Source organism: Sphingobacterium sp. LZ11T8, from assembly GCF_024261425.1.
Classification (GTDB): Bacteria; Bacteroidota; Bacteroidia; order Sphingobacteriales; family Sphingobacteriaceae; genus Sphingobacterium.
This window is the reverse complement of record NZ_JANBZY010000005.1, coordinates 88,826-108,075: the sequence shown is the minus strand read 5'-3', so window position 1 is coordinate 108,075 and position 19,250 is coordinate 88,826. Positions and strand designations below refer to the sequence as shown.

General features: G+C 40.9%; 16 protein-coding genes and 1 pseudogene. 6 read left to right on the top strand and 11 right to left on the bottom strand.

Translation table 11 applies throughout. The features are described from left to right. Positions 1-36: 36 nt before the first annotated feature. Complete coding sequence (locus tag NLF99_RS13055) at positions 37-885, bottom strand: 4-hydroxy-3-methylbut-2-enyl diphosphate reductase (RefSeq protein WP_254528824.1); 849 nt, start codon at positions 883-885, stop codon at positions 37-39. A 9-nt stretch (positions 886-894) separates the two neighbouring features. Further along, positions 895-1,989 carry an acyltransferase gene (locus NLF99_RS13050; RefSeq protein WP_254528822.1) on the bottom strand — a complete coding sequence of 365 codons (1,095 nt, stop codon included), beginning with the start codon at positions 1,987-1,989 and terminating at the stop codon, positions 895-897. A 212-nt stretch (positions 1,990-2,201) separates the two neighbouring features. Between NLF99_RS13050 and NLF99_RS13045 the strand changes: the two genes are divergently transcribed. Continuing rightward, positions 2,202-2,621, top strand: a complete 420-nt coding sequence (locus NLF99_RS13045) for a nucleoside-diphosphate kinase (RefSeq protein WP_254528820.1) — start codon at positions 2,202-2,204, stop codon at positions 2,619-2,621. Positions 2,622-2,917: 296 nt separating this feature from the next. Further along, positions 2,918-4,441, top strand: a complete 1,524-nt coding sequence (locus NLF99_RS13040; protein ID WP_254528818.1) for a M61 family metallopeptidase — start codon at positions 2,918-2,920, stop codon at positions 4,439-4,441. A gap of 29 nt (positions 4,442-4,470) precedes the next feature. Here NLF99_RS13040 and NLF99_RS13035 read toward each other — a convergent pair whose 3' ends face one another. Continuing rightward, entirely contained in the window at positions 4,471-5,493 is a 1,023-nt protein-coding gene (locus NLF99_RS13035) for an outer membrane beta-barrel protein (protein WP_254528816.1), read from the bottom strand. Further along, positions 5,490-6,761 carry a hypothetical protein gene (locus NLF99_RS13030; RefSeq protein ID WP_254528814.1) on the bottom strand — a complete coding sequence of 424 codons (1,272 nt, stop codon included), beginning with the start codon at positions 6,759-6,761 and terminating at the stop codon, positions 5,490-5,492. The genes NLF99_RS13035 and NLF99_RS13030 overlap by 4 nt, the downstream gene beginning before the upstream one ends. A gap of 412 nt (positions 6,762-7,173) precedes the next feature. Here NLF99_RS13030 and NLF99_RS13025 point away from each other — a divergent pair, with 412 nt between their 5' ends. Then, positions 7,174-7,875: a histidine kinase gene (locus NLF99_RS13025; RefSeq protein WP_254528812.1), complete on the top strand. Its 702-nt coding sequence runs from the start codon at positions 7,174-7,176 to the stop codon at positions 7,873-7,875. After that, entirely contained in the window at positions 7,853-8,551 is a 699-nt protein-coding gene (locus NLF99_RS13020) for a LytTR family DNA-binding domain-containing protein (protein WP_254528810.1), read from the top strand. The genes NLF99_RS13025 and NLF99_RS13020 overlap by 23 nt, the downstream gene beginning before the upstream one ends. Before the next feature lie 109 nt (positions 8,552-8,660). Here the strand turns inward: NLF99_RS13020 and NLF99_RS13015 are convergent, their stop codons facing one another. Together NLF99_RS13015 and NLF99_RS13010 are read right to left on the bottom strand one after the other, a co-directional pair. Beyond that, complete coding sequence (locus NLF99_RS13015) at positions 8,661-10,493, bottom strand: Xaa-Pro dipeptidyl-peptidase (protein WP_254528808.1); 1,833 nt, start codon at positions 10,491-10,493, stop codon at positions 8,661-8,663. A gap of 92 nt (positions 10,494-10,585) precedes the next feature. After that, entirely contained in the window at positions 10,586-12,523 is a 1,938-nt protein-coding gene (locus NLF99_RS13010; protein ID WP_254528806.1) for a gamma-glutamyltransferase family protein, read from the bottom strand. A 190-nt stretch (positions 12,524-12,713) separates the two neighbouring features. Between NLF99_RS13010 and NLF99_RS13005 the strand changes: the two genes are divergently transcribed. Both NLF99_RS13005 and NLF99_RS13000 read left to right on the top strand, forming a co-directional pair. Next, entirely contained in the window at positions 12,714-14,066 is a 1,353-nt protein-coding gene (locus tag NLF99_RS13005) for a Gfo/Idh/MocA family protein (protein ID WP_254528804.1), read from the top strand. Between the two features lie 9 nt (positions 14,067-14,075). Then, positions 14,076-15,110, top strand: a complete 1,035-nt coding sequence (locus NLF99_RS13000; protein WP_254528802.1) for a PmoA family protein — start codon at positions 14,076-14,078, stop codon at positions 15,108-15,110. A gap of 18 nt (positions 15,111-15,128) precedes the next feature. On the opposite strand, the pseudogene ybeY reads toward NLF99_RS13000, so the two are convergent. The 5 genes and pseudogenes from ybeY to NLF99_RS12975 form a co-directional block, all read right to left on the bottom strand. Continuing rightward, positions 15,129-15,410, bottom strand: a pseudogene (ybeY, locus tag NLF99_RS12995) (rRNA maturation RNase YbeY); the annotation flags it as partial. Further along, positions 15,404-17,008: an SLC5 family protein gene (locus NLF99_RS12990; protein WP_302328334.1), complete on the bottom strand. Its 1,605-nt coding sequence runs from the start codon at positions 17,006-17,008 to the stop codon at positions 15,404-15,406. The gene NLF99_RS12990 and the pseudogene ybeY, both read right to left, overlap by 7 nt. Before the next feature lie 13 nt (positions 17,009-17,021). Further along, positions 17,022-17,795 (bottom strand): hypothetical protein, encoded by a 774-nt coding sequence (locus tag NLF99_RS12985; RefSeq protein ID WP_254528800.1) that lies wholly within the window; start codon positions 17,793-17,795, stop codon positions 17,022-17,024. Positions 17,796-17,830: 35 nt separating this feature from the next. Further along, complete coding sequence (locus NLF99_RS12980) at positions 17,831-18,538, bottom strand: PIG-L deacetylase family protein (protein WP_254528798.1); 708 nt, start codon at positions 18,536-18,538, stop codon at positions 17,831-17,833. Between the two features lie 12 nt (positions 18,539-18,550). Next, entirely contained in the window at positions 18,551-19,231 is a 681-nt protein-coding gene (locus NLF99_RS12975) for an RraA family protein (RefSeq protein WP_254528796.1), read from the bottom strand. Positions 19,232-19,250: the final 19 nt, after the last annotated feature.

Below are 19,250 nucleotides of genomic sequence, written 5' to 3'. Positions count from 1 at the left end.
TGGCCTGAATCAATGAATTTTAAATTGAAATGACGATTAATAGGATTCGATGGTTTCCTTTACTTTCTTCATTAACCACATTGGAGTCGATGTAGCTCCGCAGATACCGATGGTCTCATTGTCTGCGAATGAATGGGCATCCAATTCCTCCGGATCTGAAATAAAGTAGGTGTTTGGGTTGACCTGTTTACAAACATCAAAAAGTACTTTCCCGTTCGAAGATTTCTTTCCCGAAACAAAGATGATCTTGTCATATTGTTGCGCGAATGTCCCCAAATCCTCATATCGATTGGACACTTGTCTACAGATGGTATCATTGGCCTTCACCTCATAACCTCTTTTGATAAGCTCTTCCTTGATCGCATAGAAACGATCAACACTCTTGGTGGTCTGACTGTAAAGGGTAAATTTAGCTGGTAATTCAACCGAATCAAGCTCATCGATATCTTGGAACACGAGCGCTTCATTGTTGGTCTGCCCCTGTAAACCGATAACTTCGGCATGACCATGCTTTCCGAAAATCAAGATTTTCTCATTGTCATCATGTGAAGTTTTGATACGGTTCTGCAATTTCAACACCACAGGGCAAGATGCATCGATCAAGGTAATATTATTCTCTAATGCCGTCTTATAAGTTTCCGGAGCTTCACCATGGGCACGGATCAGCACCTTCTCGTTCTGCAAGCCTGGCAATTCATCATGCGAGATAATACGCAAACCTTTTGCTTTCAGCCTCGCGACCTCCTCATCATTGTGTACGATATCACCTAGACAATACAGATAGCCATCCTGATCCAGGATTTCTTCTGCCATATCAATCGCATAAACAACTCCAAAGCAAAAGCCCGAGTCCTTATCTATCGTTACTTGCAGATTCTTAGACATAGTACAAAGTTAGAGATTTTTACTTAACATTTTTCTAATAGGTTTGTCAATATACTCCGCAACCAAATAACTAAATAAAATCAGCAAAAGCATCCCGACAACAATGATATAACTCATCTGGGTACCGTTTGGTTTGTACTGCTCTACATAACTCAAGAACAACCAAATAAAGGGATAATGGACCATATACAATGGATATGAAAGCTCCCCCAACCATTTACAAACTCCTTTGGTCTTGGCATCCATTGCCTTTTGGCCAGTTCCGAGTATGATCAGGACTGGAAAATAAAACACCACGATCAATGGATCGATGATAGGACTAGTTTCCCAAGAAAATGGAATAAAAAAGACCGCAGCCAACATGATAGCCAACAACCAGAATGGGAAGGTCCGCTTTAACCGGATATTTAGCCTATAAATCAATACCCCCGCCGTAAAGGCGAAAAACAAACGAATACCTCCCGACCAAAAATTATCTCCACCAAAGCCAAAACCTAAATATTTTGACCGATCAGCCTCCCAAAACAATAATGCGGCTGAAACCACAAACAAAATCCACAGAACAGGCTTTTTGGCCCTAACCAGGAAGAAGGCATAGACGATATTGGCAACGTATTCCCAGAACAGCGACCAGGTAGGCGGGTTATAATGGAACAGATTATTATATCGCTGCGGTACGATGGCATAGGGAACCATAAAACAGGCACTCAACAACATCAGAACGATCTGCGTAGTGGAAAAGGAATCCTTGAGGTTACTGAATGGATCAAACACAAAAGCAAGAAAACCGATGATCGCACCGATGACCACTAAGGGATGCAGGCGAATCAACCTACGCTTAAAAAAGGTCTTCAAACCCATCTTACCCAATTTGTCATCATAGGAATAAGCAATCACAAATCCCGAAAGACAGAAGAAGAAATCAACGGCTAGGTAACTGTGTGCGACAAAATTATCTTTGTAATCAGGGGCTGCAATCTCCATAAAATGGAATAGGACAACACTGATGGCAGCAATCCCACGGAGGCCATCCAAGGAAGCAAAATGAACTTTTGAAGTACTAAGGTTTTGCTGCTGCGCAGCAGGTTGACTAGGTGTTTCCATAAATAGAAGCGCAAGATAGTGATCAGACCCAAGATATACTTTATTAGCTTAAGAGAATTAGCTAGGGGTCTCAAAATCTTTACATTTTGTCTCAATAAGCACATTCTTGGAGTGCAAGTAATATCACTAAGGTTAGTTCTCCCATAAGTCTAAGCACTAAATACTAATTACTTAATACTATTTTATTACCTTTGCAAAAATTTTAGAGTAAAATGGCTACAAACAGAACATTCACAATGATTAAGCCAGATGCGGTAGCAAATGGTCACACTGGTGCTATCTTGAATGACATTATCGCTGGCGGTTTCAAAATCGTTGCAATGAAGTACATTCAACTGAGCGAAGTAAATGCAGGTAACTTTTATGCAGTACACAAAGAACGTCCTTTCTATGGAGATCTAGTAAAATTCATGACTTCAGGACCAATCGTGGCAGCGATCTTGGAAAAAGACAACGCTGTTGAAGATTTCCGTACCTTAATCGGTGCTACTGATCCTGCTAAAGCTGCTGAAGGAACTATCCGTAACAAATACGCTGACTCTATCGAAGCTAACGCTGTCCATGGATCTGACTCTGACGAAAACGCTGATATCGAAGGAAACTTCTTCTTCTCGCAATTCGAAAGATTCTAAGGATATAAAAATATCTTACAAAAGAGGTTCTTAACTACCATGTTAAGAACCTCTTTTTGTTTGTGATCCGATCAGCACGCTTCGACTATGGCTTTGACCTTATTCGAGACACATTGCGAAAATTCCGAATGTGTCCCGAATGAAACCAAATTGATACAAGCGATTTAAACCCCAAAACAAATCAAGCCTATAAATTTTTCCTAAATAATATTTTATCCAAAAATTGATCCAATATAAATGTACAATTGACTTTTATTACTAAATTTAGCATTGCCAATCATTCAAATCTAACAACCATGAAAGCAATCTTATTCCTAAGTCTGTTCCTATTTTCCATACAACTGAACGCCTTTGCGCAGAAAGACACTGTTTTGTTTCATGTGGATCTCTCTGAGAGGAATGGAAATAAATTCAAGGTGCAAATGGAACTTAAGGTAAAGGATAATGCTGCCAGCTTAGATCTCAATATGCCGGTCTGGACGCCTGGCTATTACCAGCAATTGGATTTTGGGAAGAAGGTCTCCGACTTTGAAGTGGTAGATGAAAGCAATACGGCATTGCCATGGCAAAAAACGAGGGATGACCAATGGCGGATTGCGTGCAAAAACAGCAAGTCCATCCGCGCCAATTATACCGTCACGACCGATAGGCCTTTTGTAGCTATCCCCTATATTGATGCTGAAAGGGCATTCATCAGGCCAACCGGAGTATTTATATATCCTGACAAGAATTTGGATGCAATCGTTATTGTAAAAATTAAGGAGATGGGGCAATGGGATAAGATCGCGACTGGATTGGATTCCATCGCTCCAAATACCTATATCGCCAAGCATTTCGATATCCTATATGATTCCCCAATTTTAGTCGGAAACTTAACGGAACTCCCTAGATTTAATGTCGGAGGAAAGGTACATCGCTTCTTAGGCTATCAAATTGCAGATTTTGACAAAGACTCTTTTATCAAAGATATTGAACGCATTGTAATTTCTGCTACCTCTCTCTTCGGCGATATTCCCTACGATCATTACACCTTTATCGGTCTAGGAAAAGGGAATGGAGGCATAGAACAGCTAAATTCCACCGCCATTGCTTTTACCGGCGAAGGATTGGAAAATCCCGATAACCGCTTGCGAACTTTAAGTTTTATAGCGCATGAATATTTCCACCATTACAATGTGAAAAGGATCCGACCTATTGAACTTGGTCCATTTGATTACAGTCGTCCTAATCGGACCAATGGTCTCTGGCTGAGCGAAGGATTAACGGTCTATTACGAAAACCTGATTTTAAAAAATTCTGGACTTCTAAAACCAGAACAAGGTTTGGAAGATTGGCAGAATACCATTCAGGGATATGAGAACAATGCGGGCCGGAAAAAACAGACTTTAGCGCAATCGAGCTGGAATACATGGGAAGATGGCCCTTTTGGTAAGCGTGGCGAAACGATCTCTTTCTATGAAAAGGGTCCGATCATCGGGATGTTCTTGGATCTTGCTATCCGGAATGCCAGCAAGAATGAAAAATCCCTCAATGATGTGATGAGGGCGCTTTATTACAATTTCTATAAGGAAAATGAAAGAGGGGCTACAGAAGCAGAAATAAAAATGACCTGCGAAAGCATTGCAGGCCAGAATCTTGATGAGATCTTCTCTTATATCCAGAATTTGGACGATCTGGATTATCAAAAATATCTTGCTATGGCTGGAATTCAATATCAGAAGAGCAATAATGCAGATGGCAAGAGCAGTATTAAACTATCCATCCAACCACAACTCTCGACCTTACAGAAGGAAATCTTGAATGATATTTTCGGGTATTGATTAATCAATTGCGACCCAGTAGTCTATCCTTAATTTCCTCCGATAGGATTTGTATTTCCTTCTTTAACCGTATTATCCCTGATGACATCGCCAGTTTTATTTTTAACCTTCAGATTACCAAAAGAATAGGTCAACCCAAAAGTAAATGAACGGATATGTATATTTTGAATATTCGTGCTGATGATATCTTGGGTCTTATATTCATTTTGATAAGTTGCACGCTCTGCAAAAGGGTTGATGGTACCCAAATAAACATCAACCTTACCGAATGATTTATGGAGTGTAAATTGACTTACGGCCGGTGAGACAAACTTGTTTTGGTAGAAATACTTTGCTGTATAATAATAATAGTTTAGCTCAGCGGTAAACCCTTTGTAAGTATATCTCAATTCATTACTTAAATTGAAGTGCCATTTTTTATTAAAGCTAAGGTTTGTGGCCTTGATGTCTGCATAATCAACATTAGCCTGTACAGTCCAATCTAATCCTTTTAAAAGGTTAAAAGTGCTATTCAAGGAACTTGACCATTCTTCAATCTGACCTAAATTGGTATAGCTCAAAATTGTCTTTTCTCCTTCTAATTTGGTTTCCCTTGCAATAAAATCCTTGTTGATACTGTATTTTATATCCCAGTAAATATTGAATCTTTCGCTAAAATATTTCTGAAAATTAAATGCAACTGCATGGTTAGTTTCTGGCCTTATGTTGGGATCACCTTCTATAAAAACAATATCAGTAACCCTTTGCCTGTTAGGATTAAGGACATTGATTCCAGGTCTAAAGATTTTCTTGGCATAAACAATCCCGATTTGTCCATTATTTATTTTTTTATACAAGCCAGCATTCGGCAACAGGTTATTATAATTGCTTTCAAATTCGGATCCTTTCACTTGGGTATATTCATTCCTTATCCCAGTGATAATGGAGATTTTTCCGAGATTCAATAGAGTTTGAAAGTAACCAGAATAAATCCGATTATTATTGTTGAAGTTTCCATTTACCCTATCTTCAAAATTCCTTTCAATTAACTTAAGCCCAGTATAGTAGTTCAATTTTGTTTTTTGACCGAATAATCTGCCTGAGCAATAAATACATTTTGCAGATTATTGTAATTATTCGAATCTGTTTGATTTTCTTGCCGACTTAATCCTTCAATTTTTGAATTCGCTTGGGAATAGGTTCCAGATATTTTCAATAGGCCCCCTTCTTCAAATTCTTTCTTATACTCAACACTATTCGCAAGATTGGAAGTTTGATACGCATTTGTATTGGAAAGACCATACTCATTTTTATTACCATGGGATTCAACCAAGGCATTCAATACCGTTTTATAATCGAATGCGTTGTTATTAAAAACCCCGCTATACCTTATGCTATTCCCTTTTCCAAGGTTATAAAATATTCCTGTATTTATGTAGTAGGGATTGCCTTTGTACTTAAGTTCACCAACTTGATTTACCTGGGAAGATTCTGGAATAAAGTTATTGCTAATTGCAGTAGAACCTTTGGTTTCAAATAAGGTATTGCCAGCAGATAGATACAGGTTCAATTTTGATAGACCGTAGGAAAAATTGGCATTTGGTGATATTTCATAAGAATTACCAAGTTTAGCATGGACACCGAGCTCAGACTTCATGCCTAATCCAAATTTACTTTTGGTCAATATATTGATATATCCACTTGAACTTTCACCATCTGATTCTGCACCGGAAATGGTACTAACTTCAATCCTTTCGATATTGCTTGATCCGATAATTTTTACAATATCCTTTTGATTTAATCCTAAATCAGCTATATCGCTCCCATTCAATAAAATCCGAACATTCGAATTACCCCTCAAGGAGATATTACCGCTAGCATCAACCTGCACTAAAGGAACTCTATTTAAGACATCCTGGGTAGCTCTACCTTTTAAGGAAGGATCTAGACTGGGGTTAAACAAGATCTTTCCTTCTGAATACTGCACGGGATTAATATTTTTGGTCACTAGCAAAGTGTCCAGCCCAAAGACCTTTGTATTCACTATAATCTCTCTGTAATACTTTCCAGAATCCTTACTATCCAGTAAGAGGTCTTTTATGAATTCTCCTTCCATGGAGGTATGGGAAAGAACAATTTTTATCGAATCTGAACTTGTTGCAAACTCAACCTTCCCTAAAGTATCTGTAAGATAAACCCTGATATTAGATTTTTCAACCACTTTTAGACTGGCAGAAATAAGAGGTAAATTATCCCTTTGATCAGTGAATTTTAGACCGACAGATTTTTGTCCAATCACTAAACTTGGAAGAAAAACAAATAATAGTACCAAAATCCTCATGTCATGCCTATCTTTAGTTATGTGGTTCAAAGATGAGCTATGAAACAAAACTTTAAAAACTAAAAGGATAAAGAAACATTTTAAATTGATGAAGGCTGCTTTTCAAGGGATATTCTCAAAATATTGGAAACATATTTTATTCTGGACTGCATATATTTTTTATGAATGTTCATTGCTATATTTTTCCGGCATCCCAATACCCTTCTTTAAAACAATCATCTTTTTCAGCATAAACATTTTCTTTGTCTATGGAATTTCCAACCTGATCCTAAAAAAAGAAAAGCTGGAACTATTCGTGGGTATTATCACTTTTGTGGCACTCTTTATTGTTCTGAAAACACTTTTAGAATATTTTTTTGAATTAAGGTTCAGTATCATCGGGCAAGTAATGAGAAGTTTTCATTTTCTGTTAATGGGTATAGGATATGGAATCTATAAAAAGTCCGAGATGATGCATGAGGCAAAATTAAAGTTGATTTCAGAAATAAACCTTTATAAACAAAACGAAATAAATTCGGAGAAGGACCTAATAGCATTGCAATACAAGCTGTTGAAAGCTCAGATTAACCCACATTTTATCTTCAATACCCTAAGCTATTTATATACAAGTACCCATAAATTAAACAGCAATGTTTCTGATTCTATATATCTTTTGACGACTATATTAAGGCATACCTTAGCGAATGACAGTAGTTTCTCAAAATTATCGGAGGAGTTGAATTACATTAAGGATTATATAGAAATAAATAAGCTTAGGAACCCTAATATCTTTATCACCCTCGATATTGAGCTCAACTCATCTGAGGATATTCTTATCCCAAAATTACTTTTAGCGACCTTGATCGAGAATATTTATAAACATGGGGATATTTCCATTCCTGATGCTAGCCATATTTCGATTAAACTTGAAAATGATCGATTAATATATTTATCTGAAAACCCTATCAAGGCCGATATCGGAAAAGAGTTGCAGTCATCAAAATTGGGAAGTACTTATATAGCTTCAGCATTGGAAAGGAATTATAATAAGTATATATTTAAGTCAGAGGCTATAAAAGGCAAATATTTCATCCAGTTAGAATTTAGTGATCATGATAAATTGTTTGATAATTGATGATGAACAGCATTGTTTGGACTATTTGAGAGGATGCATCGAGAATATACCAGATTTGCAGATTAAAGGTGAATTTACCAATCCGATTGAAGCTATACAGCATTGTACGGATGACATCGATTGCGTATTTGTGGACATCAATATGCCCCAAATTTCAGGCCTTCAGTTGTTGCAATTATTGCCAAAACACATAAAAATCGTAATCTGCTCCGCCTACACTGAGTTTGCAATTGAAGGGTTTAACTTAAATATTATAGATTTTCTGGCAAAACCTTTTAAGTTAGAGCGATTTCTGGCAACCGTAATTAAATTAAAGAAAGAATTAAATTCGGATGTAAAGCAGGATAATTTCTTTTTGAAAACCGACCGTGGCAATTATGTGAATTTAAAGTTCGAAAACATTCTGTTCATTGAGAGTTTACAGAACTATTCGAAAATTTACACCAAAGAAGGGTCATTCTTGTCCTTAATATCCCTAAAACAGCTGGACAACTTATTGCCTAAAAGTAATTTTGTAAGAGTTCACAAATCCTTTATTTGTTCAATATCCAATATTGAAAAGGTAGAAAACAACCATCTGATATTTACTTCTGCTGGAAATCAACATAATATTCCTATTGGTCCCTCCTATAAGGCTGACTTTCAGAAATTCATTGACCAGAAGAGTCTGAATTAATAGGCTTTAAATGCTTTATGCATTTCGTTTGTTCTACAGGCATTGATATAAAATAGCAAACCCGTATCTATCAAAAGGCAGATACGGGTTTGCTATTTACATAAATAATTTATTTTACCGCAGCCTCAAATGCCTGAACTCCGCCTACCACTGGCAGGGTCAAACTAGTTCCACTTAGATCAAGCGTCAGTTCCGTTCCGGCTTCTGGCCAGAGGGTATACTCTTGATCGGAGGAGAATATCATTAAGCCAATCTGTTGCCCAGCAGGAATGATCTGATCATCGGGTTGCAGGTCGAAAGCCAAATCATAGAACTTGCCTGGTTTCAGCGGATTGCTTTTCGTCAATGACTCATAGTTTTGCGGATCAGCCCATCCACGGGTAATGATGTTTTCCGTGATCTTCACATCCTTGCCCTTTTCCCATGGCAATGCAACCAACCAAACCGACAAGTTTGCTGCTGGTTTACTGCTTGCTAAGCGGATATTGATCCGGGACAAACCCGAAATATGGAGATCTTTAGTCAGTTTTGGACTTAGATAAAGCAATCTATGTTTAGAATTTTCTAATTGTGCCAATGAATCACCCCTAAAGGATACATCATCAACCAAAGTCTCTTTAACTTTTCCTGAGTTTTGTTTGGTTGACAAGCTACCATGTTTTGGAGCACCTGAAGCTAGGAAAAGCTTCACATTGGATGCGGCAGGATTTGGATAATCGGCATAGGCAGTAGGATTGAACTGTCTATCATTTTCACGCACGATCCAAGCCTTAGGGTCTTTTTCAACTCCATTTTGCTCATCATATAAATAACGGGTAAACCAACGGTTCATCATTTTCATGGGTGGCGGTCCACCATGACCATCTTGATGGTAATAGATTTGAGTCGGAATTCCCAATTCCTTTGCAGCTTTATAGATCCTGTAGCTATGCTCAGGCATCACATTCCAATCGTTGAATCCATGAGACATCAATAGCGCGGCTTTCATGCCTGACATTTGGTTCAGATAATCGCGACCTTTCCAAAAATCATTATAATCACCAGACTCACGGTCTAAACCATTTGCCATTTCCGTATCACGGATTACCTTATTGCCATATGCACGTTTTGCTTCATCACCACTATGGACAAAATCATATAATACATCGATATCCTCACCTAAATACCCTCCTGGGCTGCGAACCAATCCGTTAGAACGATAATAATGGTAGTAAGAGGTATTGGGTGCAACGGGAATAATGGCTTTTAAGCCTTCCACACCAGTTGTAGCAGCTGCCAAAGGTAGTGTACCGTTAAATGAAGTTCCGGTCATTCCTACCTTTCCCGTTGACCAATAGGCCTTCACTTTTTCATTTCCATCGCGGCTGGTATACCCATTGTCCTTGCCTGACAGCCATTCGATGACAGCTTTCGGAGCAAGGGATTCATTAGGGCCACCAATAGTAGGCGAACCATCAGATAATCCAGTACCTGGCGATGAAGAATGCACAACGATAAAACCACGTTTTACCCATTCACGAATAAGGCTATTGGAAATAATAGGTCTTTCACCTGTTCTTTTAACCTCGGGATGTACCCTAGGAGTAGGCGCTTTTTCTCCTATTTCATGTTTCACATCCCACATGATCCCATCGACCATCTGAGCAGTACCAGCATAATAGGGACTGGTTTCGTAGATGACAGGGAGTTTCAGTTTTTCGGTTTCCGTCTGGAAGGGACGAGTGACATCGACGTGCATCCGGTCCGGTTTTCCATCTCCATCGGTGTCAAACTCAGTTTCCACCCAAAGGTCCTCACGGATCCATTTATCTGGTGTATTGAAACCTTCTACAATCTGAGCTTCGCCTTCTTTGATGACGGGCACTGTCTGCGCAAATAGTACAGATGAGGAGGCCACAAAACACGTAGAAAGAAGTACGGAAGCGAATAATTTATTTACCATCGGCATAATAATTTTTGTGATTAGATCGTCGGTCAATCTTACCGATTCCTGATCTTCCTACAATATTAAACAATTTATCAAATAATCTCGAACTACCAGCCAATGCCATAGTCTTCGCCATTGTTACTGCTTCCACCCCATAGACTACCATGCTTTTCGTCAAAATAGATGGCATTGATAGGACCACTGGTTCGGTCGCCTAATTGAATGGAATAGCCCATAGCTTTTAGTGCTTCAATAGTTTTTGGATCTGTCTTACGGTCCAACAGTAAACTACCGGCACGAGGTTTCCGGTCTTCCATCTTGGTCCCGCCGAGTGAAAGCCACAATTGGTTGCTATTGATATTTGCAGCTTCACTTGCTTGTTGGGCAGTCATACCAAATTCTACCATATTCAAGAAATATTGCAGTAGATTTTGGTCTTGGGTATCACCACCTTGAACAGCAAAGGAAAGGTATGGTTTGCCATCTTTTAGGGCCATGGAAGGTGTGAGAGTCACCCTAGGTCTTTTACCCGGTTCAACAACATTGAAGGGGTTGATCAAGGAGTCCAGAACAAAACTCTGTAACCTTTGGCTCATTCCCACCCCGGTATTTCCAGCGATCGTTGCCGGTAGCCAGCCACCGCTAGGGGTAATAGAAACGACCCAACCTTCCGCATCTGCGGCTTCGACCGTGGTTGTGCCACGCCATAAGCGGTCCATATATTCTTCATCTAATGGATTGGTTGATTGTTCAAAAGTTGATGAGGTGGTTACATCATGCTTAGGAACAAATTCACCTTTATTTTTTTCAGTCGGAGTAAATCTTTCCTGACGCTCTTGCAACAATGCTTCAAATGGGTTTTTCTTCCCCTCAAAAACATAGGGATCTCCTGGAGCTGTGGCTGGATTATTTCTTTTAGGATCGATCTCTCCTGCCCTTTGTTTACCATATTCCTCACTCAGAAGACCTTTCATTGGAATATTTCGGCTGAAATAAGGATCACCATAATAAAAATCGCGATCAGCAAAAGCCAAATTCATGGCTTGGTAAACGGTATGGATATAGTCCACTGAATTGTAACCCATTTTAGGAAGATCATAATTCTTCAAGATCTGCAAAGCTTGGAGCATGGATGGGCCTTGGGTCCATTCCTGCAATTTATAAACATCGATTCCCTTATAATTGATCTTCAAAGGTTCTTCTTCAATAGGCTTCCATTTTACCAAATCTTCTTTCGTGATCAGACCGCCTTGCTCCTGACTTCCACGAACAAACTCATCGGCGATATCACCTTTATAGAATCTGTCGTTGGCAGCCATGATCGCTGCTTTCCTACCCTTTCCGGCTTTCAAGGCTTGTTTCTCGGCTTCAACCATCTTGGTCAGGGTATTCAATAGATCGGTCTGGACAAAGATTTCTCCGGCTTCTGGGGCTTCTCTTTCCTCACCTTCATGCACTAGGAAAACTTTTTTACTGTAAGGCCATTGTTTGATCTTATCTTTTCCGCGTTCTATACTATTGGCAGTCTGCGCATCAATAGGGTATCCTTTTGCCATTTCCATGGCTGGAGCAAGAACTTCAGCAAGGCTTTTGGTTCCATATTCTGCCAACATGTGGCAAAGTCCTCCCGGTGTACCTGGCGTCAATGCGGCCAAGGGGCCGTATTCTGGCGGGAAATCATAACCTTTTCCCTTGAAAAAAGAGACGGTTGCTCCTGTAGGTGCTACGCCGAGGGCATTGATGGCAATGACCTTTTTAAGTTTTGGGTGATAAATAAGGGCCTGGGTCTCTCCGCCCCAGCTCAGGACATCCCACATGGTACAGGTCGCAGCCAACATGGCACAAGCTGCATCGACTGCATTGCCTCCCTGTTGGAAAAGTTGTGCGCCAGCTGTGGCTGCCAGAGGTTTGCCGGTGATTGCCATCCAATGTTTTCCATGAAGTGGAGGTTTTTGGGTTCGTTGGGCAATTGCGGAAATACTTATAGAGCAAAGTAAGACGGTTGGGAGCCATACTCTGTATGCTGAAAACAACTTGAAATTCATAATTAGGACTTTTTTTGAACAAGTTACCGATTTTGGAGCTTTATTAAAAGGTTAAACAGCTATTTCACTTTTTACAATTGTTTTTCTAACAATTATAAATCAAAATCGTAACTTACTATGAACTAAGCAGCTACCCTTAGCAAACCTAAACAAAAAACAGCTTTATTAACGAACATAAAACTTAAGCATTATGGAAAAGGCTAATTCAGATTATTCAAGAAGGGAATTCATCAAAAAAGCAAGCATTGGAGCCGGTGTAATCGGTCTGACGGCGATGGGGATCGACGCCAAGAGCTATGGCCGCATTATGGGTGCAAACGATCGGGTTCAGGTCGGCATTATAGGATTTTCAAATCGGTTCAAGGATTCCCTAGTTCCCTCTTTCCTGAACCACTCCAAAGAACTCAACTTTGAATTTGTGGCGGTATCGGATATTTGGAACCGGAGGCGCGATGAGGCTGAGGCCTATATCAAGCAGAAAACGGATAATACCATCAAGAAATATCGTAACAATGATGAACTCTATGCGGATAAGGGAATTGATGCCGTTATCATCAGTACAGCAGATTTCCAGCATGCATTGATGGCTGCTGAAGCTGTCCGAAATGGCAAGGATGTATATGTCGAGAAACCCATGGCGGAAACCCTGGAAGATGCCAAGATACTGTTGAAAGCTGTAAAGGAAACGGGCAAGATACTACAAGTTGGGTCACAGCGCAGAAGTGCGCCAAACTATATTGCGGCGGATGAATATATCAAGTCTGGTAAATTTGGGGATATCAATATGGTAGAGATGACCTGGAATGTGAATCAGCCCGGCCGCTGGCGATTACCGAAATTGGTCAAGGAAATCCGTCAAGAGGATACGGACTGGAACCGATTTTTAATGAACCGGCCGAAGGTTGCTTGGGATCCTAGGAAATATCTGGAGTTTAGATTATTCTGGCCCTATTCATCGGGTATTTGGGGGCAATGGATGGCCCATCAGATAGATACGGTGCATTGGTTTTCAGGTTTGGACCATCCTAGGAGTGTTGTGGCCAATGGCGGGATCTATACCTGGAAAGATGGTCGGGAGAACCCTGATACCGTAACGGCAGTAATGGACTATGGCCCTGAGCATGATAAGAGCAAAGGTTTTCAGGTACTGTACTCCTCTCGGTTCACCAATTCTGCCGGTGGGATCAAAGAGTTGTACTATTCCAATGCTGGCATGCTGAACCTGGATACCAATCAGGTAAGTGCAGAAGGAGGATTGAGCGAGCGATCGGCTGCTGAAATGGGGATGAAAGCGAATTTATTGACTCCATTTACACTTGATAATGCAGCAAAAATGGAAACTTCGGCCAATACAGGTGGTGACCCGATGACTTCCTTACATATGCGCAATTGGATGGACTGTGTCCGTAATAGAAAGACGCCGAATGCATCGGTAGAAGCTGGTTACAACCATTCTGTCGCTAACATTATGGCCAGAACTGCCATGGAAACCGGAAAAAGGGTAACCTTTGATGATGGAAAGCAAGAAGTGATAACCAGTTAATGAAGGATTATGCTAATGAAAACATTCCCTGTGCTGCTATTGGCTTTTTCGCTGATTCAGGCAAATGCACAGACAAAGTATTCCATTGTGGAAAATAAAGCTGAAAAGCGGATCGATATTACTGTCGACGGAAAACCATTTACATCCTATATCTATCCCGATGTGTTGATGAAACCGGTTCTCTATCCTCTTCGGACGACAAAAGGCACATTGGTCAGCAGAGGCTGGCCTTTGGATCCTAGGCCTGAGGAACGTGTGGACCATCCGCATCATGTCGGTATGTGGTTTAATTATGGAAATGTCAATGGTTTGGATTTCTGGAATAATTCTACCGCGATACCGCCTGAAAAGAAAAAGGATTTTGGAACGATCAAACATGTGGCCGTTGAGAAAATAAAGTCAAATAACAAAAATGCTGAATTAGCCGTGCAAAAAGATTGGCAAAGCCCAGAAGGGAGAAGCCTGTTAAAGGAAAATACTTTGTATGTGTTTTCCGAAGAAGGCTCACAAAGATCGATAGAGATGACAACAACCTTGACTGCACAAGACCAGGACGTTTCCTTTGCAGATAATAAAGAAGGTTTGATTGGGATCCGGATAGCGCGAGAGCTTGAACATCCGTCCGATAAGCCAGAGATATTCACCGATGCGAATGGGAATCCAACTAGCGTAGCTGCCCTGAACAATGATAGAGTAACAGGAAAATACCGCAGCAGCGAAGGCATAGAAGGAGACGATGTTTGGGGAACCCGAGGGAAATGGGTTAATCTGATGGGGAAAATTGGGGATGAACCGGTTTCAATTTTGATTTTAGACAACCCAAAAAATGTAGGTTACCCCACTTATTGGCATGCTAGAGGCTATGGTTTGTTTGCTGCAAACCCACTGGGACAGAAAGAATTCAGCAAAGGAAAGGAGACCTTGAACTTCAATTTGAAGGCAGGCGAATCCGTAACCTTCAGATATAAAGTCATCATCAGATCGGGAACACCATTAAATGATGCCGAGGCCAATGCGGCCTTTCAGAAATTCAGTAAGAAATAAGAGTTGAGATGAGGATTTCTAGAACTCGCGTTTAGCTAAATAGAAATCCTCTTTTTCTGTCATCAGGGTTTTATCTTCCTTCTTCTTGTCGTAATAACCGCAAAGGTGAAGTACGCCATGGATGATAACGCGATGAAGTTCGTCGCGCTCGGAGACATTGAATTTTTTGGCATTTTCGGTGGTCCTTTCCACGGAAATAAAAATATCTCCAGCGATTACGTCTTCATCCTCGGAGGAATCAAAGGTCACGATATCAGTGAAGGTATCATGGTCTAGGTATTGTTTGTTCAATTTTACCAGAATCGCCAGTAGATATAGCACCAACCAATAGCATATAAAAGGAGCCAAAACTTAACGCTTTTATACCAAGGACGGTGTGCATTTCCTCCTTCAAGTTCGCGGACCCAAGAAGGTCTCCAAACATAAGCTTTTACGACCTCTTCTGAGGGGCCCTCTGTGACTAGGGAAACCCCTATAATTAACATCATGGTTAGCGCTTGAGCAATAGCTCCTACATATAACCAATGGATATCAATACGCAAAGCAACTAACGAGCCGGCTAGCAACAATTGTAATACTACTCCGCCGATTAATCCGGATATTGCCCCTATATTGCTTGTCCTTTTCCAAAAAACGCCCAACAATAGCACCGATATAAATGGAGTTGCCATATAGGTAACTCCGGTCTGAAAATATTTAAAAAGACCAATGCTACCCACCAGTGGAGCTATGAGGGAAGAGATCAGCAGGGCTGCTCCGCCAGATAGTTGTCCTGTGATGATTAGTTCACGGTCCAATGCCTTTTTCCGTATGATTTTTTTGTAAACATCTAAAGAGAAAATTGTTGCAATTGAATTGGAAAGTGCACTGATAGTCGACATTACAGCGGCAAAAAATCCAGCTAAAATTACACCACGTAGACCTGAAGGGGCAAATGTATGCAGTGCTAGTGGAAAAGCCTTATCCTGGTTGTCTGGTAATAATGAAGGGCCCTGACCCAGTACGTCCAGCCAATGATAGACAACAAGCCCAATCAAGCAGGTAACTAAGGGACGAATGATATTGATAAAACCAGAAAAGATAAGTCCCATCATTCCATCCCATGTACTCCTTGCGGAAAGAATTCGCTGGATCATAACCTGATTTGAAGACTGATAAAATAAAAATACACCAAAAGAGGCTAAAATCAGACCAGCGAACGGTGCCTCCGGATCTGAAGGAGATTGGTAGAGATGAAAACGCTCTGGCGCAGCAGCTACCATGGCATCCCAACCTCCGGGAATCTTATCTAAGGCGATGAAGAAAAATACAACTCCACCACCAATGAGCATGACACATTGAATTGCATCAGTCCACATCACCGAACTTAACCCACCAATTAAAGTATAGCTAGCTGTGACAAGGACCATTCCGACCATAACGTAGTTTTGGTCCCATCCGGTAAGTTCACTTAGAGTGAGGCTCCCACCATAAATAACTGGGGGTAAAAAAACAAAAAGGTACCCAAAAAGTATCACGAAACTATAAATTCCACCACATAGTGGGCCAAACCTTCTGTTGAGTAGTTCTGGTACTGTCATGATTTTATTTCGCAGATATAAAGGAATAAAAAAGACCATCATCAAAAGGTATGTGGGAAGAGCCCACCATTCCCAATTCGCTATAGCCATACCTCCTTTATAGGTCGCCCCAATTGTTCCGACGATCTGTTCACTAGAAACACTAGTTGCCACAAAAGCAGCTCCAATTAAGTACCAAGGCATATTTCCCGATGCTAGAAAATAACCTTCCGTGGTTCGTTTTACCTTACGTGCGGCAATAAAGCCAATGACAACTACCAATAGGGTTTCGCCAACAATAATCAGAATATCTAGAAAGGAAAGATGAAAATTATCCATAGAATTTTACAAGTTAAAATTTGTTAATACAGTCCAGTGAGCTGTAGGGATTGTATACCTTCCAGTTTTGAATGAACTCCGCGGATTGTCCAGGAACGAGGATATGCTGTTTACTCAGGGTTTCAAGTTCAATATACTCTGGACATATGAAAATTTCTGTATTTGAACCATTATCAACACAATCCTCCTCCCTGGAATGCTCGTTGTTTAGAATGCACAGTCCCCCTGCTGGCTGTGATGCGGATAATGAGATGGGTATTTGGTGCCAGCCGGCTTTGCCCCTATATCCACCTGGTTTCACTGTTATTTGCCGGTCTGAATGACACCAATTTGAAGGGTCAGTTCCGGGCCAAAAATTCATTTCACCAGAATAGCAACTTGCCATTACCGTAGCAGACCGAGGGACACAGGTGATTCCCCAAAGAGCACCAATCCATTCCCTGGTTCCCTTGTTGGTAAGGATATGCGTGATATCAAAGCCTTCTGTATCCCTACCCTGGGCAATCTTCAGAGAGAGTTCTAGCCCCGAAGGCCTAATAGGAGCAGTAATAGAAAGCTCCATTCCCTGGATTACTACCTGGCAGGGCTCGTTATCTGGAAAATAGCTCTCAGGAATTTCGGGGGCGATAGTGAAACGGTGACCTCCATACATGTGCCAATCACCCACCATAAAGTTGGTCGTATCTTCATAAAGTAGATTCTCTCCTTCATTAAGGCGCAAAGATAGTATACGTGGGCCATGAGAAATACCAACAATCAGCTCTATGTTCTCTGTCCGGCAAGTCACAACCTCCCAGTTTTTCCAGGTTCCTTGTTCTAGGATCATGGTAATATCCTTTTTGTCAGACCTCGTTGAAATGCGTCCAATCGGGTAAAACCCTCTGCATATTTGCATCCGGCGGCCATTCCACGAAAACGGGATTGTACTTCGATCAGATCGAACAACTGAGTATCCGCAAGATTCTGCATCGCTTCAAATTGGCTCTTATGGCAGGCCAACATCGCTTTTTTGATCTCAAACACATCCGAAATGTCTACATATTCCGTTGGCGAAAAACCGATACCGCCCAAATTGTCCATATAATACAATTGGGAATGGCCGAAGCGACAGGCTCCAAGGTTTTGGCCTGGAATATGGGGCAGCCCTTTCTGAAAGTAACTATCAAAGACCAATTGGCTCACATATCTATGATCGGGATGATAATCATTAGGAGCATGGGTAAAAATGACGTCTGGGTCTGCTTCTCTAAGGATATCAATCATTAACCTTCTCTGTTCAACATCCGGGAAAACATGTTCATCCATCACACCAGGCCAAATTACCTTTGCGCCAATGATCTGGGCTGCATCAAGGGCTTCTTTTTCGCGTATTTCTGCTAGCTTTCCAGGTTCGATCACAGCATCTCCCATATTCCCGGATGTAAAAATGGCAAAGTTTAATTGATGCCCCTGTTGGGCATAGCGGACCATCGTTCCTGCACAAAGGATTTCTATGTCATCGGGGTGGGCTACAATACAAAGAATATTCATGTCAATTAGAGGTTATAAGACGCCGTATTTATTGTACACTGTCCTTAGTGAATCGCCTTTCAATAGGTCGATTCTGGATTGATCTTCCTTGAAAACCTTTTCATACGCTAGGTTCAGCACTTCATTTTCCAATCCTAGGGGTATAACGACAATTCCGTCAAAGTCTGAAAAAATCAGCTCGCCCGGCTTTACAACAACATCACCGCAACGGACCGGTACGTCATACGCCATCACACTGCCTCTGCCCAAACTATCAAGCGGCCGGATGCCACCATGGAATACAGGAAACTGCATCTGCATGATCTTGCGACAATCTCGGATCAGGCTATCGCAAATACAGCCAACTGCCCCATTGCGCTTAGCAATGGTACTCATTAATTCACCCCAAGGAGCGTTAGTACCTGCAAAATCAGTAGAATGGACCACTACATCCCCAGGCCTCAAGGAATCGACAGCTTCAATTTCCAGATCATATGGATTCTCGTCGATGTAATCAGTATCCATCCAACGGAGTGTTCTTGCCCGACCAATCATTACACTATTATCTGGATCTAATGGCCGCAACCGTTGGTGCATTGCTTGGTTCCTATAACCTAAAGTGTCAAGGACATCGCATACAATCGCCACATAAAGATTTTTCTTAATCCAGTTGAATTTTTCTTCATCAACCATTAAATCTACTCTTGATTCCATAATTTTTTTGTTTTTTTAT

What these genes read in the sequence shown, in the direction of transcription:
- NLF99_RS13020 (WP_254528810.1), top strand. Translation starts at nt 7,853, where the DNA reads ATGATAAATTGTTTGATAATTGATGATGAACAGCATTGTTTGGACTAT.
- NLF99_RS13025 (WP_254528812.1), top strand. Translation starts at nt 7,174, where the DNA reads ATGGGTATAGGATATGGAATCTATAAAAAGTCCGAGATGATGCATGAG.
- NLF99_RS13050 (WP_254528822.1), bottom strand. Translation starts at nt 1,989, where the DNA reads ATGGAAACACCTAGTCAACCTGCTGCGCAGCAGCAAAACCTTAGTACT.
- NLF99_RS12990 (WP_302328334.1), bottom strand. Translation starts at nt 17,008, where the DNA reads ATGGATAATTTTCATCTTTCCTTTCTAGATATTCTGATTATTGTTGGC.
- NLF99_RS13040 (WP_254528818.1), top strand. Translation starts at nt 2,918, where the DNA reads ATGAAAGCAATCTTATTCCTAAGTCTGTTCCTATTTTCCATACAACTG.
- NLF99_RS13015 (WP_254528808.1), bottom strand. Translation starts at nt 10,493, where the DNA reads ATGGTAAATAAATTATTCGCTTCCGTACTTCTTTCTACGTGTTTTGTG.
- NLF99_RS13030 (WP_254528814.1), bottom strand. Translation starts at nt 6,761, where the DNA reads ATGAGGATTTTGGTACTATTATTTGTTTTTCTTCCAAGTTTAGTGATT.
- NLF99_RS13055 (WP_254528824.1), bottom strand. Translation starts at nt 885, where the DNA reads ATGTCTAAGAATCTGCAAGTAACGATAGATAAGGACTCGGGCTTTTGC.
- NLF99_RS13010 (WP_254528806.1), bottom strand. Translation starts at nt 12,523, where the DNA reads ATGAATTTCAAGTTGTTTTCAGCATACAGAGTATGGCTCCCAACCGTC.
- NLF99_RS13000 (WP_254528802.1), top strand. Translation starts at nt 14,076, where the DNA reads ATGCTAATGAAAACATTCCCTGTGCTGCTATTGGCTTTTTCGCTGATT.
- NLF99_RS12975 (WP_254528796.1), bottom strand. Translation starts at nt 19,231, where the DNA reads ATGGAATCAAGAGTAGATTTAATGGTTGATGAAGAAAAATTCAACTGG.
- NLF99_RS12980 (WP_254528798.1), bottom strand. Translation starts at nt 18,538, where the DNA reads ATGAATATTCTTTGTATTGTAGCCCACCCCGATGACATAGAAATCCTT.
- NLF99_RS13045 (WP_254528820.1), top strand. Translation starts at nt 2,202, where the DNA reads ATGGCTACAAACAGAACATTCACAATGATTAAGCCAGATGCGGTAGCA.
- NLF99_RS13005 (WP_254528804.1), top strand. Translation starts at nt 12,714, where the DNA reads ATGGAAAAGGCTAATTCAGATTATTCAAGAAGGGAATTCATCAAAAAA.